Below are 24194 nucleotides of genomic sequence, written 5' to 3' on the forward strand. Positions count from 1 at the left end.
CGGCTGGCCGGGGGGGACCAAGTAGGGAAGGTTCGGGCCCCCGATCGAAACAAATAAGCGGATCCGGTGTTTTCTGTATGCGTAGGATGTACGCCCAGCTAAAATGGCAAGATTCCGTCGCGATGCCATTCCATCCCCCGACCACCAACACCCAGGACCTGTGTCGATCATGCGAAAACTGATTGGATATTTCATGCTGGTGGCTGGCGGTTTGTCGTTTTCCGCTTTGGAAAGTTCGGCTCAGCCCCCATGGGGCGGCGGCGGGCCTCCCGGAATGGGAGAGGGTGGCTTTTCTGGCCGATGGGGCTCTCGAGATGGCAGGGACTCGGGTCGAGAATCAGGCCGCGATTTCGGTCGCGATTTCGGTCGCGACAGTGGCCGGGAAGGCTTCGGGGGCGGGGGCTTCGATCCGTCGATGTTCTTGGGTCGGATGGACCGAAACGGAAACGGCATGATCGATTCCGACGAGATGGAGGGTCCTGCTCGTTTCATGTTGGAACGGATGGCCAGGACCAATCCCAAAATCGATTTGTCCAAGCCGATACCGTTGTCGGTTATCACCGAAGGGTTTCAGCAAATGCGAGGTGGCAGCTCGAGCAGCAGTTCGTCCTCGAGCGATGAAGTAGCGAGCGGACCAGCGGTTTTGGTACCGGGCTTTGGGGTCAAGATCGAGCGACCTCCTGTTCCCGGTTTTGGAATGAATGCGAATGCGTTGAGCGTCCGGGTGGAAGAGCAAGATTTGCGCGATGCCGATGAGCGGATTCAACGCTACGATCGAAACCGGGATTCCGTCTTGGATGAAGCGGAGCTGCGAGACGGCCGGTGGTCCGATTCTCCGATGCAGTACGACAAGAATGGAGACGGAAAGCTGACCCGTGATGAGTTGGCGGTTCGTTATGCCAAGCGTCGCATGGAGTCGTCCAGTTCCTCGAATAGCAGCGGAGAGAACCGCGATTCGCGCGACAGCCGGAGCGACCGTGATCGTCAAGGTTATGGAGACCGCGGTCAGGAAGAGAAGAAAGAGATTCCCAATCCGTTCGAGAAGATCGCCAGCTACCGATTGACCGATCGCGATGGCAAGCTAAAGCGACCGGCAGGCCTTCCTGAATGGTTTGCTCGCTACGACGTCAACTTCGATAACCAAGTTTCCATGGACGAGTTTGTGAAGCGACCTTCGGCGGAGGCGATTGAGGACTACGCACGGTTCGATACGAATTTGGACGGCTTCATCACGGCGCGCGAATGTTTGGCCGCTCATAAAAACGGTTACATCCCTGGATCCAGCAGCGGCTCGGGGAGCAGTTCTTCGACGAGTAGCAGTAGTGGCGGTGCAACGGCTAGTTCCGGAAGCCCTGCCGGCTCGGCAGGTGCAGGTGCTGCAAGCCCTGCCACATCCCCTGGAAATAGCGGTGTTGATCAACGAACGCGAGATTGGATGGCAGGTCGATTGAAACGCTACGATAAGAATCAAGATGGGAAACTGGATATCGACGAGTACAAGGCCTACAACTCTTCCGGGGACTTCACCAAGGCAGACACAAACCAAGACGGGTTTGCGGATGTAGACGAATTGGCCATTGAGCGGGGCCGAAGGTAGCGAGGAAGGTAGCGAGGAAGGCAGCGTTGGGACATTCGAAACGAGTGATTTAGCACGATGCTACGCAAGGACCGCGCAAAAACCGTATTGGAACGTCTTAGTGAGTTGTATCCGGAGACCCCGATTCCGCTGGACCATTCCAATCCGTATACGCTCCTCGTCGCGGTCTTGCTCAGCGCCCAGTGCACCGACAAGATGGTCAATCGGGTAACACCGAGTTTGTGGAAGCTAGCCGATAACCCTTGGGATATGAGTCGGAGATCGGTCGAAGAGATTCGAGCGATCATTCAACCGTGCGGGTTGAGCCCACAGAAATCGAAAGCGATACGGGAGCTCTCGCAGATCTTGGTCGACAAGTACGATGGGGCGGTTCCCGAGTCCTTTGAGTTGCTGGAACAATTGCCTGGTGTGGGGCACAAAACCGCTTCGGTGGTGATGAGTCAAGGGTTTGGGCACCCGGCGTTCCCGGTCGACACACACATTCACCGGTTGGCTCAGAGGTGGGGACTTACCGACGGCAGATCCGTGGAGCAGACCGAGCGGGATCTGAAGAAGCTCTTTCCGCAGGAGTCATGGAATCAGCTTCATCTGCAGATTATTTTTTATGGACGTGAGCACTGCACCGCCCGCGGATGCAATGGGACGGTTTGCGGGATTTGCAAAGAGCTGTACCCGAATCGAAAGAAGCCTGTAGCGACCCGAAAGTAATTCGAAAAGCGATCGATCATGCCCTCCACACGCCCACCTTGGACCCGGTCCATTCGTCCCTTTTTTGATCTCCTCTTTCCACGGTTTTGCACGCTGTGCAATCGGCCGATCGTCGATCCATTGAATGAGTCCCTGTGCGAGGGGTGTTGGCAGGAGCTCTCGCCGGATCCGAATCGATGCCAGCGATGCAGCGCCCCTGTTTCGAAGAGCAAAGCGATTTCTCCGAAGAGCTGTTCGCTGTGTAAACGGGATTGGAAGTTTCGTCGCGTCTATTGCTTGTGCACCTATCGCAATCAAGCGGCAAAGATTGCAAGGCGCATGAAGTCTTCCAAGTATGAACCGTTGACCAAAGAAGTCGCAAATCGACTTGGTGATTGGTTTCTTTCGACGGAACAAACTTGTCGACACGATCTTCTCGTATCGGTCCCTCAGTATTGGATGAAACGGTGGCGAGATCGATACAACCAGTCTGATGTACTCGCGAAGGTGCTCTCCAAAAAACTTGCGATCCCCTATGCCGAACGGGCATTGGTCCGAACGAAATGGACCGAGAAGCAAGGAACCAAGACGATCGAAGAGCGGTTGCGATCGGTATTGGGTTCGATTTCACACGATCGCAAAACGTTAGTGAAGGATCGAACCGTTTTGATCGTCGACGATATTTTGACGAGTGGAGCGACCGCGAACGAAGCGGCGAAAGCATTGATGGCGGCGGGGGCGAAGAAGGTGGATGTGATCGTCTTTGCCCGTGGTGCGAGCAGTTCGAGACCGGGAGCCTAGCCGTAGGAGGGGTCCGCATTCATTCGTATCAACCTCTTCATTGGTTTAGGCGTCGCCGAGGAGTTGGGCCAGGGCATCCTCCAAGCGTCGTGCCCGAAAAGGAAAACGCATCTGCTCCAATCGTTGGGGTACCGCTCGGGTGCTGGCTAGCAGTAAGGGGTCGGCCATTTCTCCGAGGGCGATGCGGAGCGCCGGAGCGGGTGCGGGAAACCAAGCAGGCCGGGAAAGTGCTTGAGCAAGCGTTCGGGTGAACTCTCGATTGGTCGTGCAATGCGGAGAAGCGAAATTGAAGGGCCCCGATGCATCGGGGCAGGCAGCCAGGAACAGGAACGCTGCGACCGCATCATCGACGTGGATCCAACTCCAGTATTGACGTCCGTTTCCAATTCGTCCCCCGAGTCCCCAGCGGAACAGTGGAAGCATCTTCGCGAGTGCACCTTGGTGGGGGTGCAGCACCATGGCCAATCGTCCGATTGCGACTCGGCCACCGGATGATTCAAAGGTCATGGCTGCCGCTTCCCAGTCCTTGGCGACTTGCCCGAGAAAATCATCTGAGGGTGGGGATGATTCGACGCACTCTCGTTCTCCGCAGTCTCCATAGATCCCCACCCCCGATGCGCAGACCAAGGCTTTGGGGGGGGAAGCGAGATTCGTGAGGGCCTTTACCAAAGCTTGGGTTCCATCGACACGGCTGGATCGGATCTTCCGTTTCGTTTCTTCCGTCCATCTTCGCTCCGCGATACCAAAGCCGCCGAGGTGAACCACGGCGTCCAGATTCTGCATGGCATCGGGATGGCTGAATCCAGCTTGACGATCCCAAACAACCGCTTCCCCTAAGTTGCCGAGTTCGTTGGAGCTGGAAGGTGATTCAGGTCGAATGATCCGAACAACGCGATGCCCCAGAACCGACGCGAGCGCTGCGAGTCGAGATCCGATCATGCCACTGGAACCGGTGATCGCAATACTCAGAGTCCGGCCCGACAGCCAGGTCGTTAGAAAATCGTGGAGTTCCAAATCGCGCCGCGTCGTTTCATGGCGATAGACGAACATGCGACGAAGCATGCCGCGAACCATCGGGAGGGCGACGTTCGAAAGAGGGGCGTAGGGGAGGTCAAAGCGAATGCGATCTCGCAACCGAGAATGGTCAGGATCGACGACTTCTACTAGGTGGTCGTGTTGCCAGAGGGCGAATGGACCGCTGATCTGGGTATCTTGAAACGAGCGGGGGGCATCCAAGCTCGTGTGACGAGCTAGCCACTTGAGCCGAAGCGGGCCCAGGCGTTGTTGCAGGACAACCTCGGCACCGACGTCGATCGAAGCCCCGCGTCGGAGGAGGGTGATTCGTTCCCAGGGGGGAATCAGACGATCGATAGCACCTGGATTCTCGTGGTACCCGAAGAGTATCTCAGGCGAGCATGGAAACTCGGAGGACCATTCGAATGCTTGGGACACGATAACGTTCTCTAGTCGACAGATTCGGGAAGAATCGACAGATCGGTCATGCCACGAAGCTTATCGAGAGCACGCTTCTCCAACTGTCGGATCCGTTCCTTGGAAACCCCTAATTTATCCGCAAGCCGCTGAAGCGTTTGAACTTTGCGGTGCCCTCCGAGGGAGAATCGGGCCCGAATGATGAACTTCTCGCGGCGATCTAAGTGATCGAGCATGAGAGTTAGTCGAGCGCGAAGTTCATTCCAGCGGTTTTCGCTCATCGAGGAGGATTTCTGTTCGTCGCTGAAGTCGATTCCGTTTTCATCGATGCTAGCGATGTTCCGTTGCCGTTCCTTTTGCTTTTCCATCACACGACGGTAGGTGTTCCGTCGAACGACTTGCGTGGCATAGGTGCTGAAGCGGAATCCCATGGCGACATCGAACTTGTCGACCGCTCGGATGAGGGCGACGATACCATCGCTCAGCAGATCGTCGAATGCGTTTTGCGTGTTGACGAATTTCTTCACGATCGAGATGACGAGGCGCATATTCGATTTGACGATGCAGTCCCGGTGCCAGTCGGCGGCCCGCATCAGTCCATCGATACGTCGGATGAGCCAATCGTCGGGCTTATTTAGATCGAGTTTGGACTTCAGTTGGTTGGCTCGGAATCGAAGGTAGTTCATTCGACTGAAGAGAGCCTTTTCCTCCACGGGGGACAGGAGTTTCGTTTCGCAGAGGCGGGCTAGGTGGGAAGGTAGATCGGGAACCTTCGACGCTTTGGCATTACCGGAGGTTTCGCCGGTGCTGAAGAGAAGGTCTCCAAGGATCTCACCTTCGGCGGAGGATTCCGAGAAGGTAGGGTTCCCGATGAAAGCTATTTCGGTCGAAGCCCATTTCTTTGCCTCGGCGCGGAGGGCGGAATCGGCGATCGGCTGGGGCATGGTGAGCTGGACGAAATGGAGGAAATCCGCTTCCACGGCGTGGCGTCGGAAGGTTCTCGCCATTTTGGATTTGATCTTCGTGGAAGGCATCGTCGCCGAATCGACCGACATCTCCTGGCTTGGAACGTCGAGATTGGTGACTTTTCGTTTTTTGGTTTTTGCAACTGCGACCGTCATCGTCATGCTCCCACTACTCGTTCAAATTTGATTTTCGTCCACATCGATACGTCGCTGAACGTTTTTTGTTCGATCTGGGCTGAAAATCGTTCACTGAAACGTTCAAATCGTTCATATGAAACCTTTATACGGAGAGAATGCGGCGGGAGCAAGAAAGTCTCAGCGGAATTCGGCAAATAAATTGCCTGGTAATTTTGCGTTTTTTGACTGAAAACTTGAATCCGACTTGCCGATCGGTCTATACTCTCGAAAACGTTCACTTTGAATGATTTCGGCTCCAAAGAACGATTTGGTTGATCGGTGGAAGAAAACTTTACCCCCAAACAAGTAGCCCACGCCTTGCAGGTGAGTGAATCCTCGGTGAAGAGGTGGTGCGATCGCGGTCTGATCCGAACGGACCGGACGATGGGGGGGCATCGTCGGATTCCGTTGGAGAATCTGATGGAGTTTCTCGAGTCGACGAATCGTCGGTTGATCGACCCTGTTGCCATTGGGTTGGCGGGTGCGGCGGCGACGCCGGACGTTGTTGAAAGGTCGAGCGTGGATTCCTTGCAATTCGCGGGGATGCGAGAGGAGTTCGAGCGATCGATTCTGTCGGGGAACGAGGGGGATGCGAGGCGAATACTCAGTTCTTGGTATGCTCGCAACGGCGGGATCGTGTCGGTCGCGGACGACTTGATTGCTCCCGTATTTCGGTCGGTTGGGGAGCTTTGGGAGTGCGGGGATCTGGACGTCTATCAGGAGAGGCGCGGGTGTGAAATCTGTGTCCGATTGATCCACGAGTTGCGGCGTTTGTTGGCGGAGCCGTCCCCCAATGCACCTTTGGCGATGGGTGGGACCGCGTCGGGGGACCAGTATCAGATTCCGACGCAATTGATCGACATGACCTTTCGCGAGGCGGGGTGGCGATCGGTGAATCTAGGGTGCGATTTGCCCTTCTCCAGTCTTTTGTCGGCAGCGCGCAAGCACATGCCGAAAATCTTTTGGTTGAGCGTTTCCTATGTCCCGGACGAGGGGAAGTTCATTTCGGAATGTGAGCAGTTTGCCAAGCAATTGCCCAAGGGAGTTTTGTTTACGGTCGGTGGAGCGGCTTTGTATGAGGGGCTTCGAAAGCGAATGACCTTCAGTTCCTACAGCGACAACATGCAGCAGTTGGCGTATTTGGCGAGGACGATGAAGGCGGGGCTTCCGCCGACGAGCACGCAGATCTGAATTGGCTTAGGAAAAGTTTAGCCAGACCGGTTACACTGTTTGTCAGTTCCACTGATCCTTTCCCCATTCAGTGGCGTTGGTACGCCTCTCTAACGCTTGCAGGGTCACGGCTATTTTGAGTCCGAAACAAAATCCGCTCGACTTGACCGCAGTCATCAAGACGCCGGAGAACATTCAGTTTGAGTATCGATTAGCGGGTCCGTTCCGCCGATTCCCCGCTTTACTGATCGACTGGGTCGTTCGGATGTTGATGATCGCAGCGGGTTATATAGCGATATTGGTTGCATCGTCGACCTTTCTTTCGGTGACGGGGCAGTCGATTCTCCAGGACTTCGCTTTATTGATCGCGATGGTGGTCGATTTCTTGCTCCTGTGGTTCTATGGGACCTTTTTCGAGAGTTATTGGAACGGTCAGACTCCCGGCAAGTGGGCTTGTCGTATCCGCGTCATTTCGGTCGATGGTCGCCCGGTGAATGCGTTTCAAGCGACGATTCGCAATTTGTTGCGACCGGCCGACTTCGCTCCGATGGTATCGCTGGAGGTTTTTTCTAGCGAGTTTCCACCTGCGTACATCCTGCCGACGTTCCTATGTTCCTTGGTTTGCATGGTGTTGACCAAGCGGTTTCAGCGATTGGGCGATCTGGCGGCAGGGACAATGGTGGTCGTCAATGAGCGGTCTTGGGTGCCAACAAATATCAAGCTCGAGGATGCGCGGATCCCGAGTTTGGCCGAGTACATACCTCCTGGTTTTCGTCCTAGTTCGACGTTGGCCAAGGCGCTTGCTCTCTATGCGGAGAGGCGAGCTCGTCTGCCTGCAGGGCGTCGCCAGGAGTTGGCTGCTTATCTGGCCAAGCCCTTGATACGCAAGTTTGGGTTCCGCGAGGACACCAGTTCGGATCTGTTGTTATGTGCCTTGTACTATCGAGAGTTTGTCAGCAAGGAGGCTTTTAGCGCGAAGGGTGACAAGGCCTCGCTGCGCGTTCCGCTGGGAGCATCGCCTCTTTCCGATGCTTCGGCCCATTCCCCAATAGCCCCGTCCCCGATCGCCCATTCCCCCATGGTGTCGGCGGGAGTCGCGACATCTTCGGGAGCGGGCGTTTCCCCGGCGGTGACAGCGAAAGTGATTGCTCCTCCTCCCTTGCCACCCGTTTCCTCGTGAGGGTGCAACGAGACGAATGCGAGTCCAAGATTGAAACCACGAAAAGGTAAGAAACGATGCGAATAGCCGAGGTGCTAGAACGCCGCCGTCAAGGTTGGTTGGAGTTGGAGGCCATGTGCGATGCGTTGCAGAACGCGAGGTTTCCTTATCGCGATCAAGGGAGTCAGCTGGCCCGTTTCTCGTCGTTGTATCGAGCGGCGTGCACCGATTTGTCGATGGCCGAGCAGTACCAGCTTCCACCCGCGACGGTCGAGTATTTGCACCGACTTGTGGGGCGGGCCCATAGTCAGCTTTATCGTTCGCAGCGACTGCCGTTGGAGCGTTGGTACGAGTACATTGCATTGGTGATACCGCACGCCGTCTTTCGCGACCCGTGCGTGATGGTTGCGGGGCTTGTCTTCTTTGGAACATTTGGCTTGTCCGCACTGTTGGCGTTTTCCGAATCGACCTTTCCCACCTATCCACAGCGTGTGTTGGGGGTCGAGCAATTGGAATCGTTTGAGCAGATGTACGAGAAGCCGATCGACGGCGGGAACCACCGCTATTACTTGCAGGCCTCCGGATGGTATATCAAGCACAATGCGGGAATCGGATTGCAATGCTTTGCGTTGGGCCCTTTGCTTCTACCCTCCCTCTGTATGTTGGGGTACAACGGAGTTGTTTTAGGTGCAACATTTGGTTATATGGCGCGGCCCGATGTGCAGCAGGGCGATAATTTCATGCAGTTCGTCACGGCCCACGGAGCGTTTGAATTGACCGCGATTGCTTTGGCGGCTGCGGCAGGACTTCGAGTCGGGGTCGGGCTCTTTTCGACCGGCGGGTTATCAAGATTGGAATCATTTCGCTTGAACGCCGAGCGAGCGATACCGATTATTCTCTGTTCGGTCTTGTTGTTTGTTTTAGCGGCCTTCACCGAGGGGTGTTTGTCTCCTTCGGGGGCGGGGTATTGGATCAAGGCATCGTTTGCGGTGTTCTCATCGACCCTTTTGGTCTTGTATTTTGTCATGTTGGGGGTGCCCACCGATCCAAGGCTAGCTCGCTTGGAGTCATGCGAAGACAATCCGTGGAGGACGCGCAGCGATGCAGCTCGATAAGACGTCGGTCATCATTTCCGAGCGGAGCACCACCGATCTCGCCGATTTGAGTCTATTGGTGCTCCGGCACTATGCGGGGCCCATTTTTCGATTGGGGCTGTTGGGAGCGTTCCCGTTTGCGATCTTGAATTTCCTGTTGACTTGGCCTCTTTTGCAATATGACCAGCTGGCGATGTCCGCGACGACAATCACATCATCGGAGGCGTACCGCGTTCGATACTATTGCATCATGATCGGTGCTGTTTTTCTACAAGCCCCGCTTGCGATGAGTTTGGTGACCTATTTCATCGGGCAAGCCGTGTTCTTTGAACGGCAGAGTTTGCGGCAGGTGCTGCGAGGCGTTTTGGGGCGGGCGGTCCCTGTGTTGACGATTCTCGGTATTTTGCGGATGGGGCTGCTGTCCTATGTTCCCTTGGTGCTGATGTCGATCGATCCTCAGTTTCGTCCTGAGATCGAGTTGACGATTTACTTCTTTGGAATGTTTGTGATCAGTTATTGTGTCCGGGCTTTCCGTCCGTTTGCTCCAGAGATCTTGGTGTTGGAAAAGAGTCCGCTGCGAAAGAGGAAAGCTCCGTATGAACAACAGAGTTTTCGGCAGCGATCCAATTGGTTGCATGCGACTCAATACAACGACACGTTTGGGTCCCATGTTCTCTCCACGTTGATTGCCACGGCCACGGTTCTTTCTTTGTGTTTTGGGTGCATCTTCTTGTCAGGAGTGCTGTTTGGCGTTTGGTCGTGGGGGTTTTGGATGGACTTAGTTGTTTTTCCTCTTGTCCTGTGGTGTATTGCCATTTGGATGACGGTCCTTCGCTTTCTCTTTTACATGAACTCGAGGATTCGAACCGAAGGATGGGAAATCGAATTGCGTTTGAAGGCGGAGTCGGAGCGATTGAAGGAGGTGATGGCATGACGATAGGAATGCAATCTCGCCTCGGACGGTGGCTGCTGAGTTGGTGGTTGGTTCTCGGGTGTCTGATGGTGGAGACAACGCCTGCGGAGGCTCTTGAACAAGGAGTATTTTCGGAGTCGGAGCAATCCGTCCTTCAAAAGGCGACCGACGAAAGTTGGTATTCGGCCAAGTCGGGGGAACGAATGGTTCGCAGTCCGAGGACTGGGGATCGAATCGATGCTCGCGATCGGCACGACGTGATCGAGACGGCAAGTAGGGCAAGTCGCTCCGCAAGGTCGGGGGGAAACTCCATTTGGGACGATTTCTTCGCATTCATTTTCGAGATTTGGTCCTATTTGCTCCTCATAGGGATCGTTGTTCTCGCATTGATTGCCTTGTTTTTCATCTTGCAGCGGCGTGGCTTTTCCTTTGCTCGTTCCAAACGCTCCCGTGCTGTCGACGTAGCGGAGCGAGATCGTTTGAAAGTTACCGATCTCCCGTTCGAGTTGGAGCAATCGCAAGTTGGATTGTTGGCGCAATCCGACGAGTTTCGTCGACGAGGTGACTATACCAAAGCGATGATTTATCTATTCAGTCACCTGTTGGTGGAGTTGGATGCTGGGGGATTGATTCGATTGGAGCGAGGCAAGACCAATCGCTACTACCTGCGCGAGCTAGCTCCAAACGAAAAAATTAACAAATACATGCACCATGTTGTTCGGTGGTTTGAGCATGTCTTCTTTGGGAAGAATGCGATGGATGCCGATGCGTTCGAACGATTGCGTGCGCGCGTACCGGAGTTCGACGGTTGGTTGAAGGGTCCTGAGTCGCAGCGCGAATGGCGAAGGGAGGTGGCGCGATGATCGAACTCCGGACTCGAATCGCTCTCGTCATGCTCCTCTTGCTGCTAGCCGGCTGTGTTGCTGGTTGCACGGGGCGAACGCCCGTGAGTCGTTACGCGGAGAGCGAGGGTTATGAAGCTCGGCTCAGTCCCGATGGTCTTTCGGTCTTTCGAAGGCTTTGCGAGGAAGAGAATCTTAGCACGATGCGTTTGGGAAACCTGTCCGCGAAGGCAGCCGAGCGGCTGGATACAATCGTTTGGTCGCCGAAATCGTTGGATTGGCACGACGAGACGACTTTGACATGGATGCGAGATTGGTTGCGGCGGGGGAACAAGACATTGATCTATGTCGGGCGAGATTATTCCGCGTATGCCGACTATTGGTCCGAATGCGCACAAGACCATTGGTCTCAGGCCGAGAGCGTTGCAGATCGCGAGAAGGGGCGAGCTTGTTACGAGATCGCTGCGAGATCCCAAGCTGAATTGGCTGCGATGCGATATGCACATCGAGACATTCAGATGCTTCCTTGGTGTCAAGTGGACAATACGAAGCAGCGCGCGACCACCGTGGAGAGCTTGGACGGCAGCTGGGCTTCGGAGCTTGCAGGCCGCGAGCATCGGATTGTTGTGCGAGGTTTATTAAGGCCCTTGGCATCGGTCGATCTCCCAGCGTTAGAGAGCGCTTTGGAAGCTACTTTGAAACAGAACGCTGGTGCGACGACGACCAAGACAGTAGTGAATCCCCTTGTGCCCGCACGCCCTTTCGCGTCTCGGATTTCCTCCATTACCAATGAGGACGAAGCCAATCTTCGCCGCGTGCAATCGTACCGAGAGGAGGGACTTGATAGCGAAGAGCCGGAAATTTGGTTGCAAACGTCGGATGGGATTCCGTTGCTCACTTCGGTAGCGGCGGAGGCAGGCAGTACGTCGCGCGTGGTATTGGTGTCCACCCCTGCTTTGCTTGCCAACTACAACTTGACCTATCCTGGCAATTGGAAGATTGCCTCCAAGCTCGTCGATCAATTACCCCCTGGAAAGATCGGGTTTCTTTCGACGGAAGGGGATCCTCGGGTGTTGCAAGCGGGAGAGTCGGAGCAGCAAAAGGGATTTGAGATGCTGACGATGTGGCCCATCAACATTATTACTTTGCATGCAGCATTTCTTGGCATGCTCGTGCTCGTATCATTGTTTCCCATTTTCGGTCGTCCGAAATCATTACCTGCGAAGTCAACGCAGGATTTTTCGGATCACATCGATGCACTGGGGGCGTTATTGTTCAAGTCGGGGGATCGATTCTATGCATTGTCCACCATCGCCGACTACTTCCGAAGTGTGCGCAAGGACATCCATTCGCCTTGGGCCAAATGCGAGGAAGTGGAGTCGCTGAGTGTCGAATCACCATTCCGTAGCGATCAGTCCGTCCCGAGTGGATCGAGTCCAACGCCTCATGAGTAGCGAACCGATGGATAACCGGGAGCGGGGGTTGAGCGAACCTGCTTCGGTGCAGCCGAGCGAGTCCTCTGGAGCAGGATCGTTTTTAGCGGCAGGGCTCAATGAGTTTCAGATTTCCATGGTTTACAACGAATTGCGGAGTCTCGCCGCGAAGCGTTTGACTCAATGCTCACCGAGTGATTCGATGCATGCGACCGCGTTGGTGCACGAAGCGTATTTGCGTCTTGTGAATGCCTCCATCGGTCCCCACTCGGCAATTTGGTCCAATCGGGAGCTCTTTTTTGCGGCGGCGGCGGAAGCGATGCGGAGGGTGGTGATCGACTACTACCGGAGCAAGCGGAGTTGGAAGCGAGGGGGCAAGAGCCGGCGGGTGGATGCCGAATTGGATGTGATTGAGCCGTCGCTTCCCGACATCGATGTCTTGGCCTTGAACGATGCGTTGGATCTGCTGGAGGCCGAGCATCCGGAGAAGGCTCAGTTGGTCAAGATGAAGACGTTTGGGGGGATGTCGATGGAGGAGTGTGCCGGGGCGCTGGGGGTTTCCTTGCCTACCGTGGGGCGTTACTGGCGATATGCCAAGGCGTTCTTGGCGGCGAAGCTGAAAGAGGCCGACGATTGATGGCGGCAGGAAGGCACGATCCCCGTGGTCGGTTTACTTTTCGTTTTCGAGTCGCTCGATCAACTGTGCGTAGTGCGGTTCCTGCGACTTGGGAACTTTAGGATAGTTCAGCCCCAGGGATTCGACATGACCGACGATGATGTCCGCAATCGCGGCCCGCGCATACCATTTGTCGTCGGCAGGAATGACGAACCAGGGTGCTTTTTTGGTTGAGGTGGCTGCGAGAGCTTCTTCGTAGGCCGTTTGATGTTCGCTCCAGAGTTGCCGTTCATCGAGATCGCGTTCGTTGAATTTCCATCGTTTATTGGGATCGACCAAGCGTTCCATAAGCCGGCTCTTTTGTTCTTCTTTGGAAACATGGAGAAAGAATTTGAGTACGGACGTGCCGCTTGCGACCAGTGTTTCTTCGAAGGTTCGGATTTCCTCGTAGCGTTGTTTCCACAAGTCCCCGAGTTTTTTCATCGGAGGAAGTTTTTGGGGTTGGAGGAATTCGGGATGGACTCGAACCACCATGACTTCTTCGTAGTAAGAGCGATTGAAGATCGTGACCATTCCTCTGGCGGGGAGAAATCGCATGGGGCGCCATAGGAAGTGGTGTTGTAGTTCCTCGTCGTTGGGGGCTTTGAAGCTGTGGACACGGCACCCTTGGGGGTTGATGCCGTGCATGACGTGTTCGATGACGCCATCCTTTCCGGCCGCATCCATGCCTTGCAGGATGATCAGCAGCGCACGTTCGCCTGACGCGTACAAGCGGGATTGTGCTTCGTCGAGGTCTTCGTTGTCGACCGACAATGCGGCCAGTCCCTCTGGCTTCCCCTTGAACTCTTTGCCCGCTTTGGTCGCGAGTTCGGACAAGTCGACCTTGGACCCTTCCTTCACGCGAAACTTTTTATGGTCAAATCGATGTTTCTTCGTCATGATGTTCTCGCTGGTTGGCTGGCATTTCTTCACTCCATCTTAATTCGGCCAATCGCTCGGCGCGTTCAATCTCGCGACACCCTCTCCCATTTTGCAACGCAATTCGATACCCTCCTCGCGATCCCTGCAGATTCCGATTCGATCAATCGTGGGGAAAGTGTGGGGAAGTGGGGAACGAAGGGGGGGATCGCCTTGGTCTTCCCCATTGGCCCGTCTTTTGCATTCCCTTCCCAAATCACCCACGTGGGCTCGTCTAATTCGGTCGAGTTTTGGGGAGTGGTTTGGTCAGCAGCGCAGGGAAAAAGCATGTGGAATCGTGAGCGAATGCGATGGGTTGCCGTGGCGATGGGATGGATTTCGGTCGTATCGGGATGGGGGCTTGCTGGGTTGGTAGAGCGGGAGGAGCTGCTAGGGCAGGAGCCGGTAGTAGGGCAGGAGGTGGTGCTAGGGCAGGAGGTGGTAGTAGGGCAGGGGAAGATCGATCCTGTCCGGAGTACTTTATCTGCCGAGAGTCTTTTGGTTCCGCAGACGATGTTGAGTTTGGTGCATGCGCCGCAGGTCTTGGATGAGATTGGGGTCCCTCGATCGGAGCGCGAGAAGGTCGAGGATTTTTTGCGGACGATCGATGGCGAGTGGTTCCGCGGGCGGATAAGGCCGGATGTGGAGCATCGAAAGAGTACGGCGTTGTTAGAAGACCGGTTAGCGCGATTTTTGTCGGAGTCGTTTGGTCCGCATGTGATCAAGAGGTTGCGGCAGCTGGAATGGCAATCTCAGGGGGTGCGAGCGTTGATTCGTCCGGAGGTGGTGGGGTATCTTGGGATAACGGATTCCCAGTTGGAATCCTTAACGGTCTTGTTCGGCGTTACAGAGGAGACTCGCAAGCGAGCGTTTCCGAAGCCAGGTCAAGTGGAGGAGTCTGCCGCGGAGAGGTTGGCGCGCGTGTTAGAGGAGGAGCCGAAAAAGGTCGTAGCGTTACTGAGCGCGCGGCAGCGAGAGCGGCTTGGATTGCTGATAGGGAAGCCATTTGACACTTCGAAGCTCAAGCGTATTTATCCGTTGGCTCCTGAGTTGGTTCCGTCGACGGAGTGGGTTCATGAGCCGGTCGCGTTGGAGGGGCTTCGAGGCAAGGTGGTGCTTGTGCATTTCTATGCATTTCAGTGCGGCAATTGCAAAAGGAACTTCCCGATTTATCAGCGATGGCAGCGAGAGCTTGCTTCCTCAGGCGTGCAGGTGATCGGAATTCAATCCCCGGAAACGACAGCGGAGCGAGATGCGGAGAAAGTGAGACGGGATGCCAAGGAGAATGGGTTCGAGTTTCCGGTGTTGATCGATACGGAGATGAAGAACTGGGATGCTTGGGGGAATACGATGTGGCCGACGGTGTATGTCGTGGACAAGCGGGGGTATATAAGGCTTTGGTGGCAGGGGGAGTTGAATTGGGAGGGGGCGACCGGGGATAAGCAAATCGAGGACTTGGTCGCGGAGTTACTGCGAGAGGAGGATGGAACGCCGGAATCGCGTCCGAAAAAGTGACTTTCGTGGGAGAACGGTAGCTATCCATCGCAGGGAGATTTTGGGATCATACGCACGGTGATTTCCCCAGACTTCACCGGACTTCCCCGCGTTCCCTCGAACATCCTTTCCCGTATGACGATTTACTTTTCGCGAGGTTCCAAGCAGTCGGTGCTTGGGATGCCTGACTTCATTGAAGCCATCGAGACGACGTTGGTGGCTCGGGGCGGGGCCAAAAAGGTGTTGGCGATTCCTCCCGACCACACTCGGCTCGATTCCCAGGCCGGACCGATCACCCACGCTGCATTGCAGGTGCTGGGGGACAAACTGACCGATGTGATGCCTGCCCTCGGTACCCATTCGGCCATGAACGAGGAAGAGCTGACCAAGATGTTCGGGAACTTTCCCAGGCATCTCATTCGTGTCCATCACTACAAGACCGATGTGGACACACTCGGCTACGTGGACGCCGAGTTCGTTGACTCTGTCACCGAGGGGAACTACACCGAAGCTTGGCCGGCGCAAGTGAACAAGATCATTTCGCGAGGGGATCACGATCTGATCTTGTCGATCGGACAAGTCGTGCCGCATGAAGTCATCGGGATGGCCAATTACACGAAGAATATATTCGTGGGGACCGGCGGGAATGAAGGGATCGATGGCAGTCATTACTTGAGCGCGCTCTATGGAATGGAGCGGATCATGGGACGATGCGATACCCCGCTGCGAAGAATTTTGAACCGGGCTGCCGACCTCTATCTCACCCATCGACCTGTGGTGTATGTCCTCACCGTCGTGGAATCGACGCCAGATCTCGGGCCGGTCGTGCGAGGTTTATACGTCGGCGATGACCATTCCGTTTTCACCATCGCAGGGGAGCTGGCGGCTCAAGTCAATTGCTTCCGCATCCCCGAGTCCCCGAAGAAGATCGTGGTGTGGATGGATCCAAGCAAATACAAGAAGACATGGGTGGCCAACAAATCGATCTATCGAACACGCATGGCCATCGCCGATGGCGGAACGCTCGTCGTGATCGCGCCCGGTGTTGCTCGATTCGGTGAACACGACGATGTCGATGGCTTGATCCGAAAATACGGATATCGCACGACACCGGAAGTAAAAGAAATGGTCGCGAAGAACGAAGATCTTCGCGCCAATCTATCGACCGCAGCCCATTTGATCCATGCTTCTCCTGAGAATCGATTCCGAGTGGAATACTGTACGGACAAACTCACCCAGCAGGAGCTGGAAGGGGTCGGTTATTTCAAAGGATCGCCCGATCAAGCCATGAGCGAGTATCGCGTCGCAGAGATTCAAGATGGTTGGAACGAGAGTCAGACCGGAGAACGCTTTTACTTCATTCGCAATCCGGGGTTAGGCCTTTGGATGCACAGCAACCATCCCCACGCGTTTTAGTCCAATATGTTTGAAGCCAAAAACACCCAGCGCGCCGTCGTACGCATCGGATACGACGGACGAGTCTACAAACAGTTTCAAGGTCCCGAGGCGGAGAAGCGATTCGAGAACGAATGCAAGGCCTTGCTATACCTTGAGAAAAGGAAATGCCCGTTCGTTCCGCGGTTGATCGCGGCGGACAAGAATCGGTTGGAGATTGTCACCTCGAATTGCGGCGCGCGTGTCGAACGGATGGGAGAAGAGCGGATCAAAGAGATCTTTGCCGAATTGGAATCCTACGGAATCCGTCACGACGATCCTTATCTGCGAAATATCACCTATCGAGCATCGGATGGCCGATTTTGCATTATCGATTTCGAGTTCTCTACGTTCCTCGAGGAATCGTCGGAGTCCGCGAGTGAAGAGGAGAATGCCGCGAGCGATGCAACGCACCCACGCGATTTGAAATGGTCCGCGATGACCCATCAAGGGACCTTTCGGAGCAACAACGAAGATCGCTTTCTCGCGATGCTGATCGACGAACGAGGGGTGCGGTATCTGGGGAAGCAAGGTTCGATGAACACGGCGAATTGCGATTTGCTTTTCGCCGTCGCCGACGGCATGGGGGGCGAGCGTTCCGGAGAGTTGGCAGGGAAGATCGCCCTCGACAACATCACGCGGCTTCTGCCTCGCGCTTACTTGATGTCCGAACGGCATTTGGAGGAGAACTCGCAATCGATTTTGAAGGAGCTCTACGCAGCGATTCACAGCGAGCTTGTCAAATTGGGTTCGTACGATCCCCTGTGCATCAACATGGGGGCGACCTTAACGATGGTTTGGGTTCACAAATCGGTCGTGATGTTCGCGCATGTCGGGGACACGCGTCTCTATCGCATTCGCAAAAGCGCCGAAGGTGATATGAAGATGGAGCAAACGACCGAGGATCATACCCATGTGGGTTGGCTTCGTCGTTCAGGTAAAATCAATGAGCGGGAGGCTCGCACGCACCCGCGTAAAAATGTTCTTGCGAAGGCGTTGGGGGCGGGTAACCAATTTGCGGAACCGCAAGTGGGGCGGTTCACGCTGCAGGCGGGTGAGAAGCTGATTCTTTGCACCGATGGAGTCACTGATGGATTGTGGGATCGGGCGATCGAAGATTTGGTTCTTAGACCGGAATCATCCGTGGTCGATCAATCTCCGGCGCAGCGGCTTGTTTTGAACGCAGTGGCGGAATCTGGCCGAGACAACGCAACCGCGATCGTCTTGGAAAGTTAGCCAATGTCGATCTGCCGTCCCCCAAAGTCGATCTGTCGTCCTCGACAGATCTGGATCGCCTGACGCATCGCGCAATCTAATAAACCTTTCCCCCCACGGTCCTGTCTTCAAACGGCATGTGGGAGATGCGATTTCCGCGAGAGTGTTGCGAAGCGAGCGGTCGTTCCTTTGCGCCATGGATCCTGAAAGGCTCCAAGCTTGTAGCCGGGGGTATCGCTTGCGCTCAACCCCCGGCTAATGTCTCAAGTCCTTTCAGGACAAAAGGGAGGAACGTTCGACATGAGACGACCGTTCGACAGGGATTCCATTACCGTTTGGCTAGCCAGAGGACGGGGCTGCGGGGGTTGTTCTCATCGCGGAAAGCCTCCACGGCAAATCGATTTACTTGGCTTTGGAACCAATCGCACACCGCTTGATGTTCTTCGCTGCCGCCGCCGTGCCCTGGATAGGAGATCACTGTTAGGATTCCATCTCCCTTCAGCCGCAATGCGATTTGATCGAGTGCTCGCAGGGTTGTTGGCGATTGCGTAATGATCGACTTGTCACCGAGTGGTAAGTATCCCAAATTGAACATGGCGATATCGATCGCCAACCCATTGCTCTCAACCGATTCCGCATGCTGGACCAATTCGGGATCGTTCAAGGTTTCACGCAACCGCGAATGGCAGCCAACGATGAGCCTGGCTCGTTCCATCAGTTGGTGTTCCTCAAGCCGAGCACGCGTCGCCTCGATCGCCGCCGGTTGCCGATCGATTGCAATCACGACTCCTTGATCGCCTACCAGTTGGGCCAGGAAAAGCGTATCGAATCCGTTCCCTGCGGTTGCATCCACGGCAAGGAGCTTGCGTGAGGCGTCTCGCATGGAGTCAACATGCTGACGGATCCGTTCTTGGGCTTCGACGGTGAAGTGCATAACCGATTACTGCACCGGAGGGGCGAGTGCGGGATCGATACCACCGTACTTAGGAACGGCAGGCTCCTTGATATCCTTGAGCAATCGCTGAATGACTTTGTCGGATGTCATTCCTTCCGCTTGCGCTTGGAAATTGGTGGCCAAGCGATGGCGAAGGACGGGGATTGCGATTTTGCGAACATCTTCGATGGCAACGCTGAAGCGACCATCCATCGCAGCGATCGCCTTGCCGGCTTGGATCAAGAATTGACCAGCGCGCGGACCTGCACCGAAGTCCAGCAGTTCTTTGACGACTTCGGGGGCATCGGGTTCACTAGGGCGGGTGGCGCGGACCAGCGCGACGACATACTTCACGACGAAGGGACTGACAGCGACGCTGCCGACGAGTTTCTGGATATTGAGAATTGCGCGGGCGGATAGAACTTTCGAGATCTCCGGTTTGTCGGCGCGCGTGGTGGATAGCAGGATCTTTTCCTCTTCTTCGGCCGATGGATATCCCACTTTGATGTTGAACATGAATCGATCCAATTGGGCTTCGGGCAGTGGGTAGGTTCCCTCTTGTTCGATGGGGTTTTGTGTCGCGATTGTAAAGAACGGATCGGGGAGGGAGTAGGTTTGTCGGCCGACGGTCACTTCTCGTTCCTGCATCGCCTGGAGCAAGGCGGCCTGCGTTTTAGGAGGCGTTCGGTTGATTTCGTCGGCGAGCAAAATATTGGTGAAGATCGGGCCTTCGACGAACCGGAACTCCCGCTTTCCGTTCGAGTCCTCTTCGAGCACGTTCGTCCCCGTGATGTCGGATGGCATCAAGTCGGGGGTGAATTGAACGCGTTTGAAGTTCACGTCGAGGATGCGGGCAAGCGAGGCGACCATGAGCGTCTTCGCCAAGCCAGGGACACCTTCGAGCAGACAATGTCCGCGGGTGAAAATGGCGGCGAAGAGCTGCTCGATCACTTCGTCCTGTCCGACAATCGCCTTCGCCAGCTCCGATTTCATCTGATCCCGGTGCTCGCGAAACTCGCGGAGTAGATCGCCGATGCTTTTGACTGGTTTACCGGTGGGTGCGTTCGACACAGAATGGTCCAGGGTTGATGAATGAAGCCCAGGATCGCGGCTGGGCGATCAAGGCGTAGAGCTTGAGCAAAGGGACCATTTTCACGGGTTTGCCCCATTACTACAAGATGGCTCGCCACGGCTTGGATTGCCACTACACTAACGCCGTCCGTTTGATCGCATCCACCTAGTTTTTGTGGCAACCCCCTATTTTTGCGAGACAGAGCCGGATCCAATCGTTGTGAAAGAGAAAGGTATCGAAATATGTCCGAGTTGGTCATTCCCAGTGCGGAGGCTTTGGTCGCGATGCGAGACGGCGTCATCGGGCAGATGCAATTTGCACGAAACTATACCTTGGACCTCTTAGCCAATGTTCCCGATTCCCTCTGGATCGTCATTCCTTCAGGGGGATCGTCTCACTTCGCTTGGCAAGTTGGGCATTTGGCGGTCGCCCAATATGGTTTGATGTTATTCAGGCAGCGAGGGCGTTCCGAAGGAGACTTGGAGTTGATGCCGGGTTGGCTTCGCAAGAAGTTCGGCAAGGGGACCAAGCCATCGAGCGACCCTGCGGAGAATCCATCTAAGGAGGAGTTGCTCGGCTGTTTGGAACGCATTCATGTCGAAGCGATGGCCGCGCTGCCAACGTTCTCGTCTGATCATCTCGCCGAGCCGACGGAAATGCCTTACGCTGCCTTTCCAATCAAACTCGGTGCATTGCTTTTTTGCCCTCTTCATGAGTCGATCCATGCCGGGCAGATCGGAATGCTGCGGCGATTGCATGGGCTGGATCCGGTCCGTTAGTGCTAGCATTCAAATGCGCTGTACGCGATCGATAGAAATCGATACCATACGTGTCGAATGGAGTTGGTGGTCTTGTTTCCGAACTGATCCAGTTGGCCACGGATGGTCTTATGTCTCGCAGCGCGCATGCCGATGCACAAAATCAATCGTACGGACTAACCGATTGGTTGGCGTACGTAGCATTGCGGTTGGTCATTTGCGTCATTCAGATGACATCTCTCGAACGTTGCGATCGCGTTTGTCGATTGTTGGCGTATCTGATAACCGACTGGATTCCGATTCGTCGCAGTTTGTTAGCGGAAAACTTTCAGTTGATCTATCCGGATTGGTCTCCCAGGCAATCTCGGAAGGTGACGAGGGAGATGTGGCATCATCTCTTGTTGATGTGCTGTGAAATCGCCCACGCGCCGCGCAAGATCCACCGCGAGAACTGGCACGAGCATTACCGCATCTCGGATCGGCGAGGCATTTTGGAAGTGCTGATGGATAAACGTCCTGCTGTTCTCGTCTCGGGCCATTTCGGCAACTTTGAATTGGCAGGATTCATTACGGGATTGTTTGGAATACCCTCTACGACGATTGCCCGGCCCTTGGATAACGGATTTATCCATGATTTTGTAATGGGGTTTCGTTCTCTCGGCGGTCAGCATTTTCTTCCGAAGGAAGGGAGTTCGGAAGAGATTCAGGACCTTCTTCGGGATGGTGGTAAACTCGCGTTGCTCGCCGACCAGCATGCAGGTGAGAAGGGTTGTTGGGTCGAGTTCATGGGGCGTTTGGCATCCTGTCACAAGGGGTTAGCGCTGTTCACGTTGAGCAGTGGAGCTCCGATGATGGTATGCAGCAATGTCCGCCGCGATCGGCCTCTCGAGTTCGATCTCACCTTGCTCGGTGTCGCCGACCCTCAGAAAGAGGGTGAGCATTTGAGTGGAATCCCAGCCCTAACGACTTGGTATAACCAACGGCTCGAGCAGGCGATTCGCAAAGACCCCGAACAGTATTGGTGGGTTCATCGCCGCTGGCGAACGCCTCCCGCCCCCCGCGCTCGCAAAGCGGCTTAACGGGAGTTTGATCGGCATGACGCTTCCTTTCAAGATCGGCGTGTTGGGCTCTCCTATGGGCTGGTACATGCGAGACTTGGTGCGCGCCGCTGGCGAGACGAGTGGCGTCGAGATCCTTCCCCTCGCCTTTGATCGATTGCAGTCTGCATCGCAGGAACGCTGTTCCGTCCACTCCGCTCGGGCGACGGTTTTGCGCGATTCATCCACACCTATCGAATCCGTGTCGCTCGACACGTTGGATGCTCTTCTGGTTCGAACGATGCCTCTCGGGTCGTTGGAGCAAGTTATCTTTCGCATGAATGCGTTGCACGTCGCCGAACAACTCGGTGTCCCGATCTTCAACAGCCCGCGATGCTTGGAGATTTGCATCGACAAGTGGCTTACGATTCAGAAAGCGCGCCATGCAGGCCTGCTGACCCCCAAGACAATTTGCTGCCAAGGGCGTGATGAAGCGATCGAGGCTTGGCATCAACTGGGTGAGGATTGTGTTGTCAAACCGATCTTTGGCGGGGAGGGGCGTGGTATTGTACGGGTGACGGACTACGACATGGCTTGGCGGGTGTTCAGTACGCTATCGCAGATTCAAGCGGTGATCTATGTCCAAGAATTCCTACCGAACGATGGCCATGATTTGCGATTGCTGGTGCTGGATGACGAACTCTTTTGTGTGCGTCGGTATGGCAATGGAAACTGGCGAGCCAATGTCTCGCAGGGGGGCGAAGCGAAACGCTTTGAGCCGACCTTTGAGCAAGCCGACATTGCGTACCGAGCGGCGCGTGCCGTGGGAGGTTGGATGGTAGGTGTCGATCTGATCGAAACCCTGGATGGGCGAACGATGCTGATCGAAGTCAACGCGGTACCGGGCTGGCGTGCGACAGGCGCCGCGGTGGAACAGGACATTGCATTGCGGCTGATCCAGAGACTGCTGGATCGGTGATCGCCTAGAACAGTTCGCGAATCTCGCGGTAACCGAAGTCGACCAGCGGAAAAGGTCGGCCTGCGGGGCCTGGTAGATGGGTTTCCAGATCCAATCCCAAGGAGTGGAGGATGGTTGCGACGATCTCAGGTGGTTCGACAGGTCGGTCGGCTGGCACGGCACCGATCGGGTCGCTTGCACCGACGACGCGTCCACCTTGGACACCTCCTCCGGCGAAGTAGACGGTGAAGCATTGGGGCCAGTGATCGCGGCCTCCTGCTGGATTCACCTTGGGGGTCCGACCGAACTCGGCCAGATTGCAAACGAGTGTATCCTCTAAGAGTCCTCGCTGGTGCAAGTCTTCGATGAGCGCCGTATAGCCTTGGTCGTACATCGGTGCGACGATGTTCTTCATCCCTTCGATCGATGTGAAGGGTTTGCTGCCGTGAATGTCCCAGCTGACTTCATCAAAGACAGTGAGGAATGTATTGACGGTTACGAATCGAACGCCTGCTTCGACGAGCCGGCGCGCGAGCAAGCAGCATTGGCCGAAGCGATTCATTCCGTAGCGCTGTCGAACGGACTCCGGTTCTTTGGTGAGGTCAAAGGCGTCGCGAGCTTGAGGGCTCGTCATCAGGCGGTAGGCCGACTGAAAGTTCTCGTCCATCATGCGAGCGGCTTCGCTCGTTTCAAAGTTCTTGATCGTGCTCTCGACGACTTCTCGCATTCGTTTGCGTCGATCGAGACGAGCAGTACCGATGTTCGCGGGAGGGAGCAAATCCGGGACCTTGAAGTCAGGTTTCGAAGGATCCGCCATCAGTGCAAACGGGTCGTGCGACTTGCCCAAAAATCCACCCGCTTGCCCGTTGGGAAGGTTCCCGCCGCCGCGTCCCATTGTCTCGGGGAGAACCACGTGGGGAGGCAGGTCGGTTCGACGGCCGAGAAGGTAGCTGGCCGCGGATCCGACGTGGGGAGTATTGACGCCTCCGGAAAATTGACGCCCGGTCTGCATGATCTGCCACCCTGCATCGTGGACAGCTGCGCCGCGGTGGAAGCAAGACCGTACGAGGGAGAACTTGTCGGCGATCTTCGCATGGAGAGGGAGGATCTCCGAGATTTGGATTCCTGGAGCGCTGGTGGATATCGGCTGAAAGGGGCCGCGTATCTCAGCGGGTGCGTCCGGTTTCATGTCAAAGGTATCGAGCTGGCTCGGTGCACCCAGATTGAAGATCATGATCGCCGAGCGTTTGCTTTTGCTCGGGTCGATCTTGCCAGCTTCGGCAGCAGCGGCCAACTGGGGCAGTCCAAGACCGATTGCCCCCAGTGCACCGACTTGTAAAAAATCGCGACGCAGAGTGCCGTCGCATGTTTGAGCAGTACCTTTACCGACGAATGTCAACATGGCAGGGATCCGGAGAGAGGATCGGGGGTGGGACGAATGAGATCGCCC

General features: G+C 55.5%; 22 protein-coding genes. 16 read left to right on the forward strand and 6 right to left on the reverse strand.

Annotated features, from left to right (window positions below):
• The first annotated feature begins 103 nt into the window (after nt 1-103).
• Genes SH467x_RS09405 through SH467x_RS09415 form a run of 3 tightly spaced genes read left to right on the forward strand, consistent with a single transcriptional unit; the run spans nt 104 to nt 3085 of the window.
• Nucleotides 104-1597: an EF-hand domain-containing protein gene (locus tag SH467x_RS09405; protein WP_482371013.1), complete on the forward strand. Its 1494-nt coding sequence runs from the start codon at nt 104-106 to the stop codon at nt 1595-1597.
• A 57-nt stretch (nt 1598-1654) separates the two neighbouring features.
• Nucleotides 1655-2305 (forward strand): endonuclease III, encoded by a 651-nt coding sequence (gene nth, locus SH467x_RS09410; protein ID WP_482371014.1) that lies wholly within the window; start codon nt 1655-1657, stop codon nt 2303-2305.
• Nucleotides 2306-2323: 18 nt separating this feature from the next.
• Nucleotides 2324-3085, forward strand: coding sequence for a ComF family protein (locus SH467x_RS09415; protein WP_482371015.1), 762 nt, complete (start codon nt 2324-2326; stop codon nt 3083-3085).
• Nucleotides 3086-3130: 45 nt separating this feature from the next.
• Here the strand turns inward: SH467x_RS09415 and SH467x_RS09420 are convergent, their stop codons facing one another.
• Entirely contained in the window at nt 3131-4537 is a 1407-nt protein-coding gene (locus tag SH467x_RS09420) for a TIGR01777 family oxidoreductase (RefSeq protein ID WP_482371016.1), read from the reverse strand.
• Nucleotides 4538-4548: 11 nt separating this feature from the next.
• Nucleotides 4549-5643, reverse strand: a complete 1095-nt coding sequence (locus SH467x_RS09425) for a sigma-70 family RNA polymerase sigma factor (RefSeq protein ID WP_482371017.1) — start codon at nt 5641-5643, stop codon at nt 4549-4551.
• Between the two features lie 294 nt (nt 5644-5937).
• On the opposite strand from SH467x_RS09425, the gene SH467x_RS09430 reads away from it, so the two are divergent.
• The 7 genes from SH467x_RS09430 to SH467x_RS09460 all read left to right on the forward strand — a co-directional run bounded on the left by SH467x_RS09430 (nt 5938) and on the right by SH467x_RS09460 (nt 12906).
• Nucleotides 5938-6849 (forward strand): helix-turn-helix domain-containing protein, encoded by a 912-nt coding sequence (locus SH467x_RS09430; RefSeq protein ID WP_482371018.1) that lies wholly within the window; start codon nt 5938-5940, stop codon nt 6847-6849.
• Between the two features lie 115 nt (nt 6850-6964).
• Nucleotides 6965-8008: an RDD family protein gene (locus SH467x_RS09435; protein ID WP_482371019.1), complete on the forward strand. Its 1044-nt coding sequence runs from the start codon at nt 6965-6967 to the stop codon at nt 8006-8008.
• Between the two features lie 56 nt (nt 8009-8064).
• Nucleotides 8065-9102: a stage II sporulation protein M gene (locus SH467x_RS09440; RefSeq protein ID WP_482371020.1), complete on the forward strand. Its 1038-nt coding sequence runs from the start codon at nt 8065-8067 to the stop codon at nt 9100-9102.
• Nucleotides 9089-10015 carry a hypothetical protein gene (locus SH467x_RS09445; protein WP_482371021.1) on the forward strand — a complete coding sequence of 309 codons (927 nt, stop codon included), beginning with the start codon at nt 9089-9091 and terminating at the stop codon, nt 10013-10015. The genes SH467x_RS09440 and SH467x_RS09445 overlap by 14 nt, the downstream gene beginning before the upstream one ends.
• Nucleotides 10012-10857 (forward strand): DUF4129 domain-containing protein, encoded by an 846-nt coding sequence (locus SH467x_RS09450; protein WP_482371022.1) that lies wholly within the window; start codon nt 10012-10014, stop codon nt 10855-10857. The genes SH467x_RS09445 and SH467x_RS09450 overlap by 4 nt, the downstream gene beginning before the upstream one ends.
• Nucleotides 10854-12290, forward strand: coding sequence for a hypothetical protein (locus SH467x_RS09455; RefSeq protein ID WP_482371023.1), 1437 nt, complete (start codon nt 10854-10856; stop codon nt 12288-12290). Before SH467x_RS09450 ends, SH467x_RS09455 begins: the two co-directional genes overlap by 4 nt.
• Nucleotides 12283-12906, forward strand: a complete 624-nt coding sequence (locus tag SH467x_RS09460) for an ECF-type sigma factor (protein WP_482371024.1) — start codon at nt 12283-12285, stop codon at nt 12904-12906. The genes SH467x_RS09455 and SH467x_RS09460 overlap by 8 nt, the downstream gene beginning before the upstream one ends.
• Before the next feature lie 33 nt (nt 12907-12939).
• Here SH467x_RS09460 and SH467x_RS09465 read toward each other — a convergent pair whose 3' ends face one another.
• Nucleotides 12940-13824 (reverse strand): PPK2 family polyphosphate kinase, encoded by an 885-nt coding sequence (locus SH467x_RS09465; protein ID WP_482371025.1) that lies wholly within the window; start codon nt 13822-13824, stop codon nt 12940-12942.
• Between SH467x_RS09465 and SH467x_RS09470 the strand changes: the two genes are divergently transcribed.
• The 3 genes from SH467x_RS09470 to SH467x_RS09480 are packed head-to-tail and all read left to right on the forward strand — an operon-like array spanning nt 13810 to nt 18006.
• A complete protein-coding gene (locus SH467x_RS09470) occupies nt 13810-15357 on the forward strand; it encodes a redoxin domain-containing protein (protein ID WP_482371026.1) in 1548 nt (515 codons plus the stop codon). The genes SH467x_RS09465 and SH467x_RS09470 overlap by 15 nt on opposite strands.
• A gap of 57 nt (nt 15358-15414) precedes the next feature.
• Entirely contained in the window at nt 15415-16752 is a 1338-nt protein-coding gene (locus tag SH467x_RS09475) for a nickel-dependent putative hexonate epimerase (protein ID WP_482371027.1), read from the forward strand.
• Between the two features lie 6 nt (nt 16753-16758).
• The gene (locus SH467x_RS09480) at nt 16759-18006 is read left to right on the forward strand and encodes a protein phosphatase 2C domain-containing protein (RefSeq protein ID WP_482371028.1); all 1248 of its coding nucleotides are present in this window, start codon (nt 16759-16761) and stop codon (nt 18004-18006) included.
• 307 nt (nt 18007-18313) lie between these two features.
• On the opposite strand, the gene mnmM is transcribed toward SH467x_RS09480, so the two are convergent.
• Nucleotides 18314-18919: a tRNA 5-(aminomethyl)-2-thiouridylate-methyltransferase MnmM gene (gene mnmM, locus SH467x_RS09485; protein ID WP_482371029.1), complete on the reverse strand. Its 606-nt coding sequence runs from the start codon at nt 18917-18919 to the stop codon at nt 18314-18316.
• Nucleotides 18920-18925: 6 nt separating this feature from the next.
• Nucleotides 18926-19912, reverse strand: coding sequence for an AAA family ATPase (locus SH467x_RS09490; RefSeq protein ID WP_482371358.1), 987 nt, complete (start codon nt 19910-19912; stop codon nt 18926-18928).
• A 321-nt stretch (nt 19913-20233) separates the two neighbouring features.
• Between SH467x_RS09490 and SH467x_RS09495 the strand changes: the two genes are divergently transcribed.
• Genes SH467x_RS09495 through SH467x_RS09505 form a run of 3 tightly spaced genes read left to right on the forward strand, consistent with a single transcriptional unit; the run spans nt 20234 to nt 22765 of the window.
• Nucleotides 20234-20770, forward strand: coding sequence for a DinB family protein (locus SH467x_RS09495; RefSeq protein WP_482371030.1), 537 nt, complete (start codon nt 20234-20236; stop codon nt 20768-20770).
• A 50-nt stretch (nt 20771-20820) separates the two neighbouring features.
• The gene (locus tag SH467x_RS09500) at nt 20821-21828 is read left to right on the forward strand and encodes a lysophospholipid acyltransferase family protein (RefSeq protein ID WP_482371031.1); all 1008 of its coding nucleotides are present in this window, start codon (nt 20821-20823) and stop codon (nt 21826-21828) included.
• 16 nt (nt 21829-21844) lie between these two features.
• Nucleotides 21845-22765, forward strand: a complete 921-nt coding sequence (locus SH467x_RS09505) for an ATP-grasp domain-containing protein (protein WP_482371032.1) — start codon at nt 21845-21847, stop codon at nt 22763-22765.
• A gap of 4 nt (nt 22766-22769) precedes the next feature.
• Here the strand turns inward: SH467x_RS09505 and SH467x_RS09510 are convergent, their stop codons facing one another.
• Nucleotides 22770-24146, reverse strand: a complete 1377-nt coding sequence (locus tag SH467x_RS09510; RefSeq protein WP_482371033.1) for a DUF1501 domain-containing protein — start codon at nt 24144-24146, stop codon at nt 22770-22772.
• Between the last annotated feature and the right edge of the window lie 48 nt (nt 24147-24194).

Source organism: Brakhagea slesvicensis, assembly GCF_052161625.1.
Taxonomy (GTDB): domain Bacteria; phylum Planctomycetota; class Planctomycetia; order Pirellulales; family Pirellulaceae; genus JBKCUI01.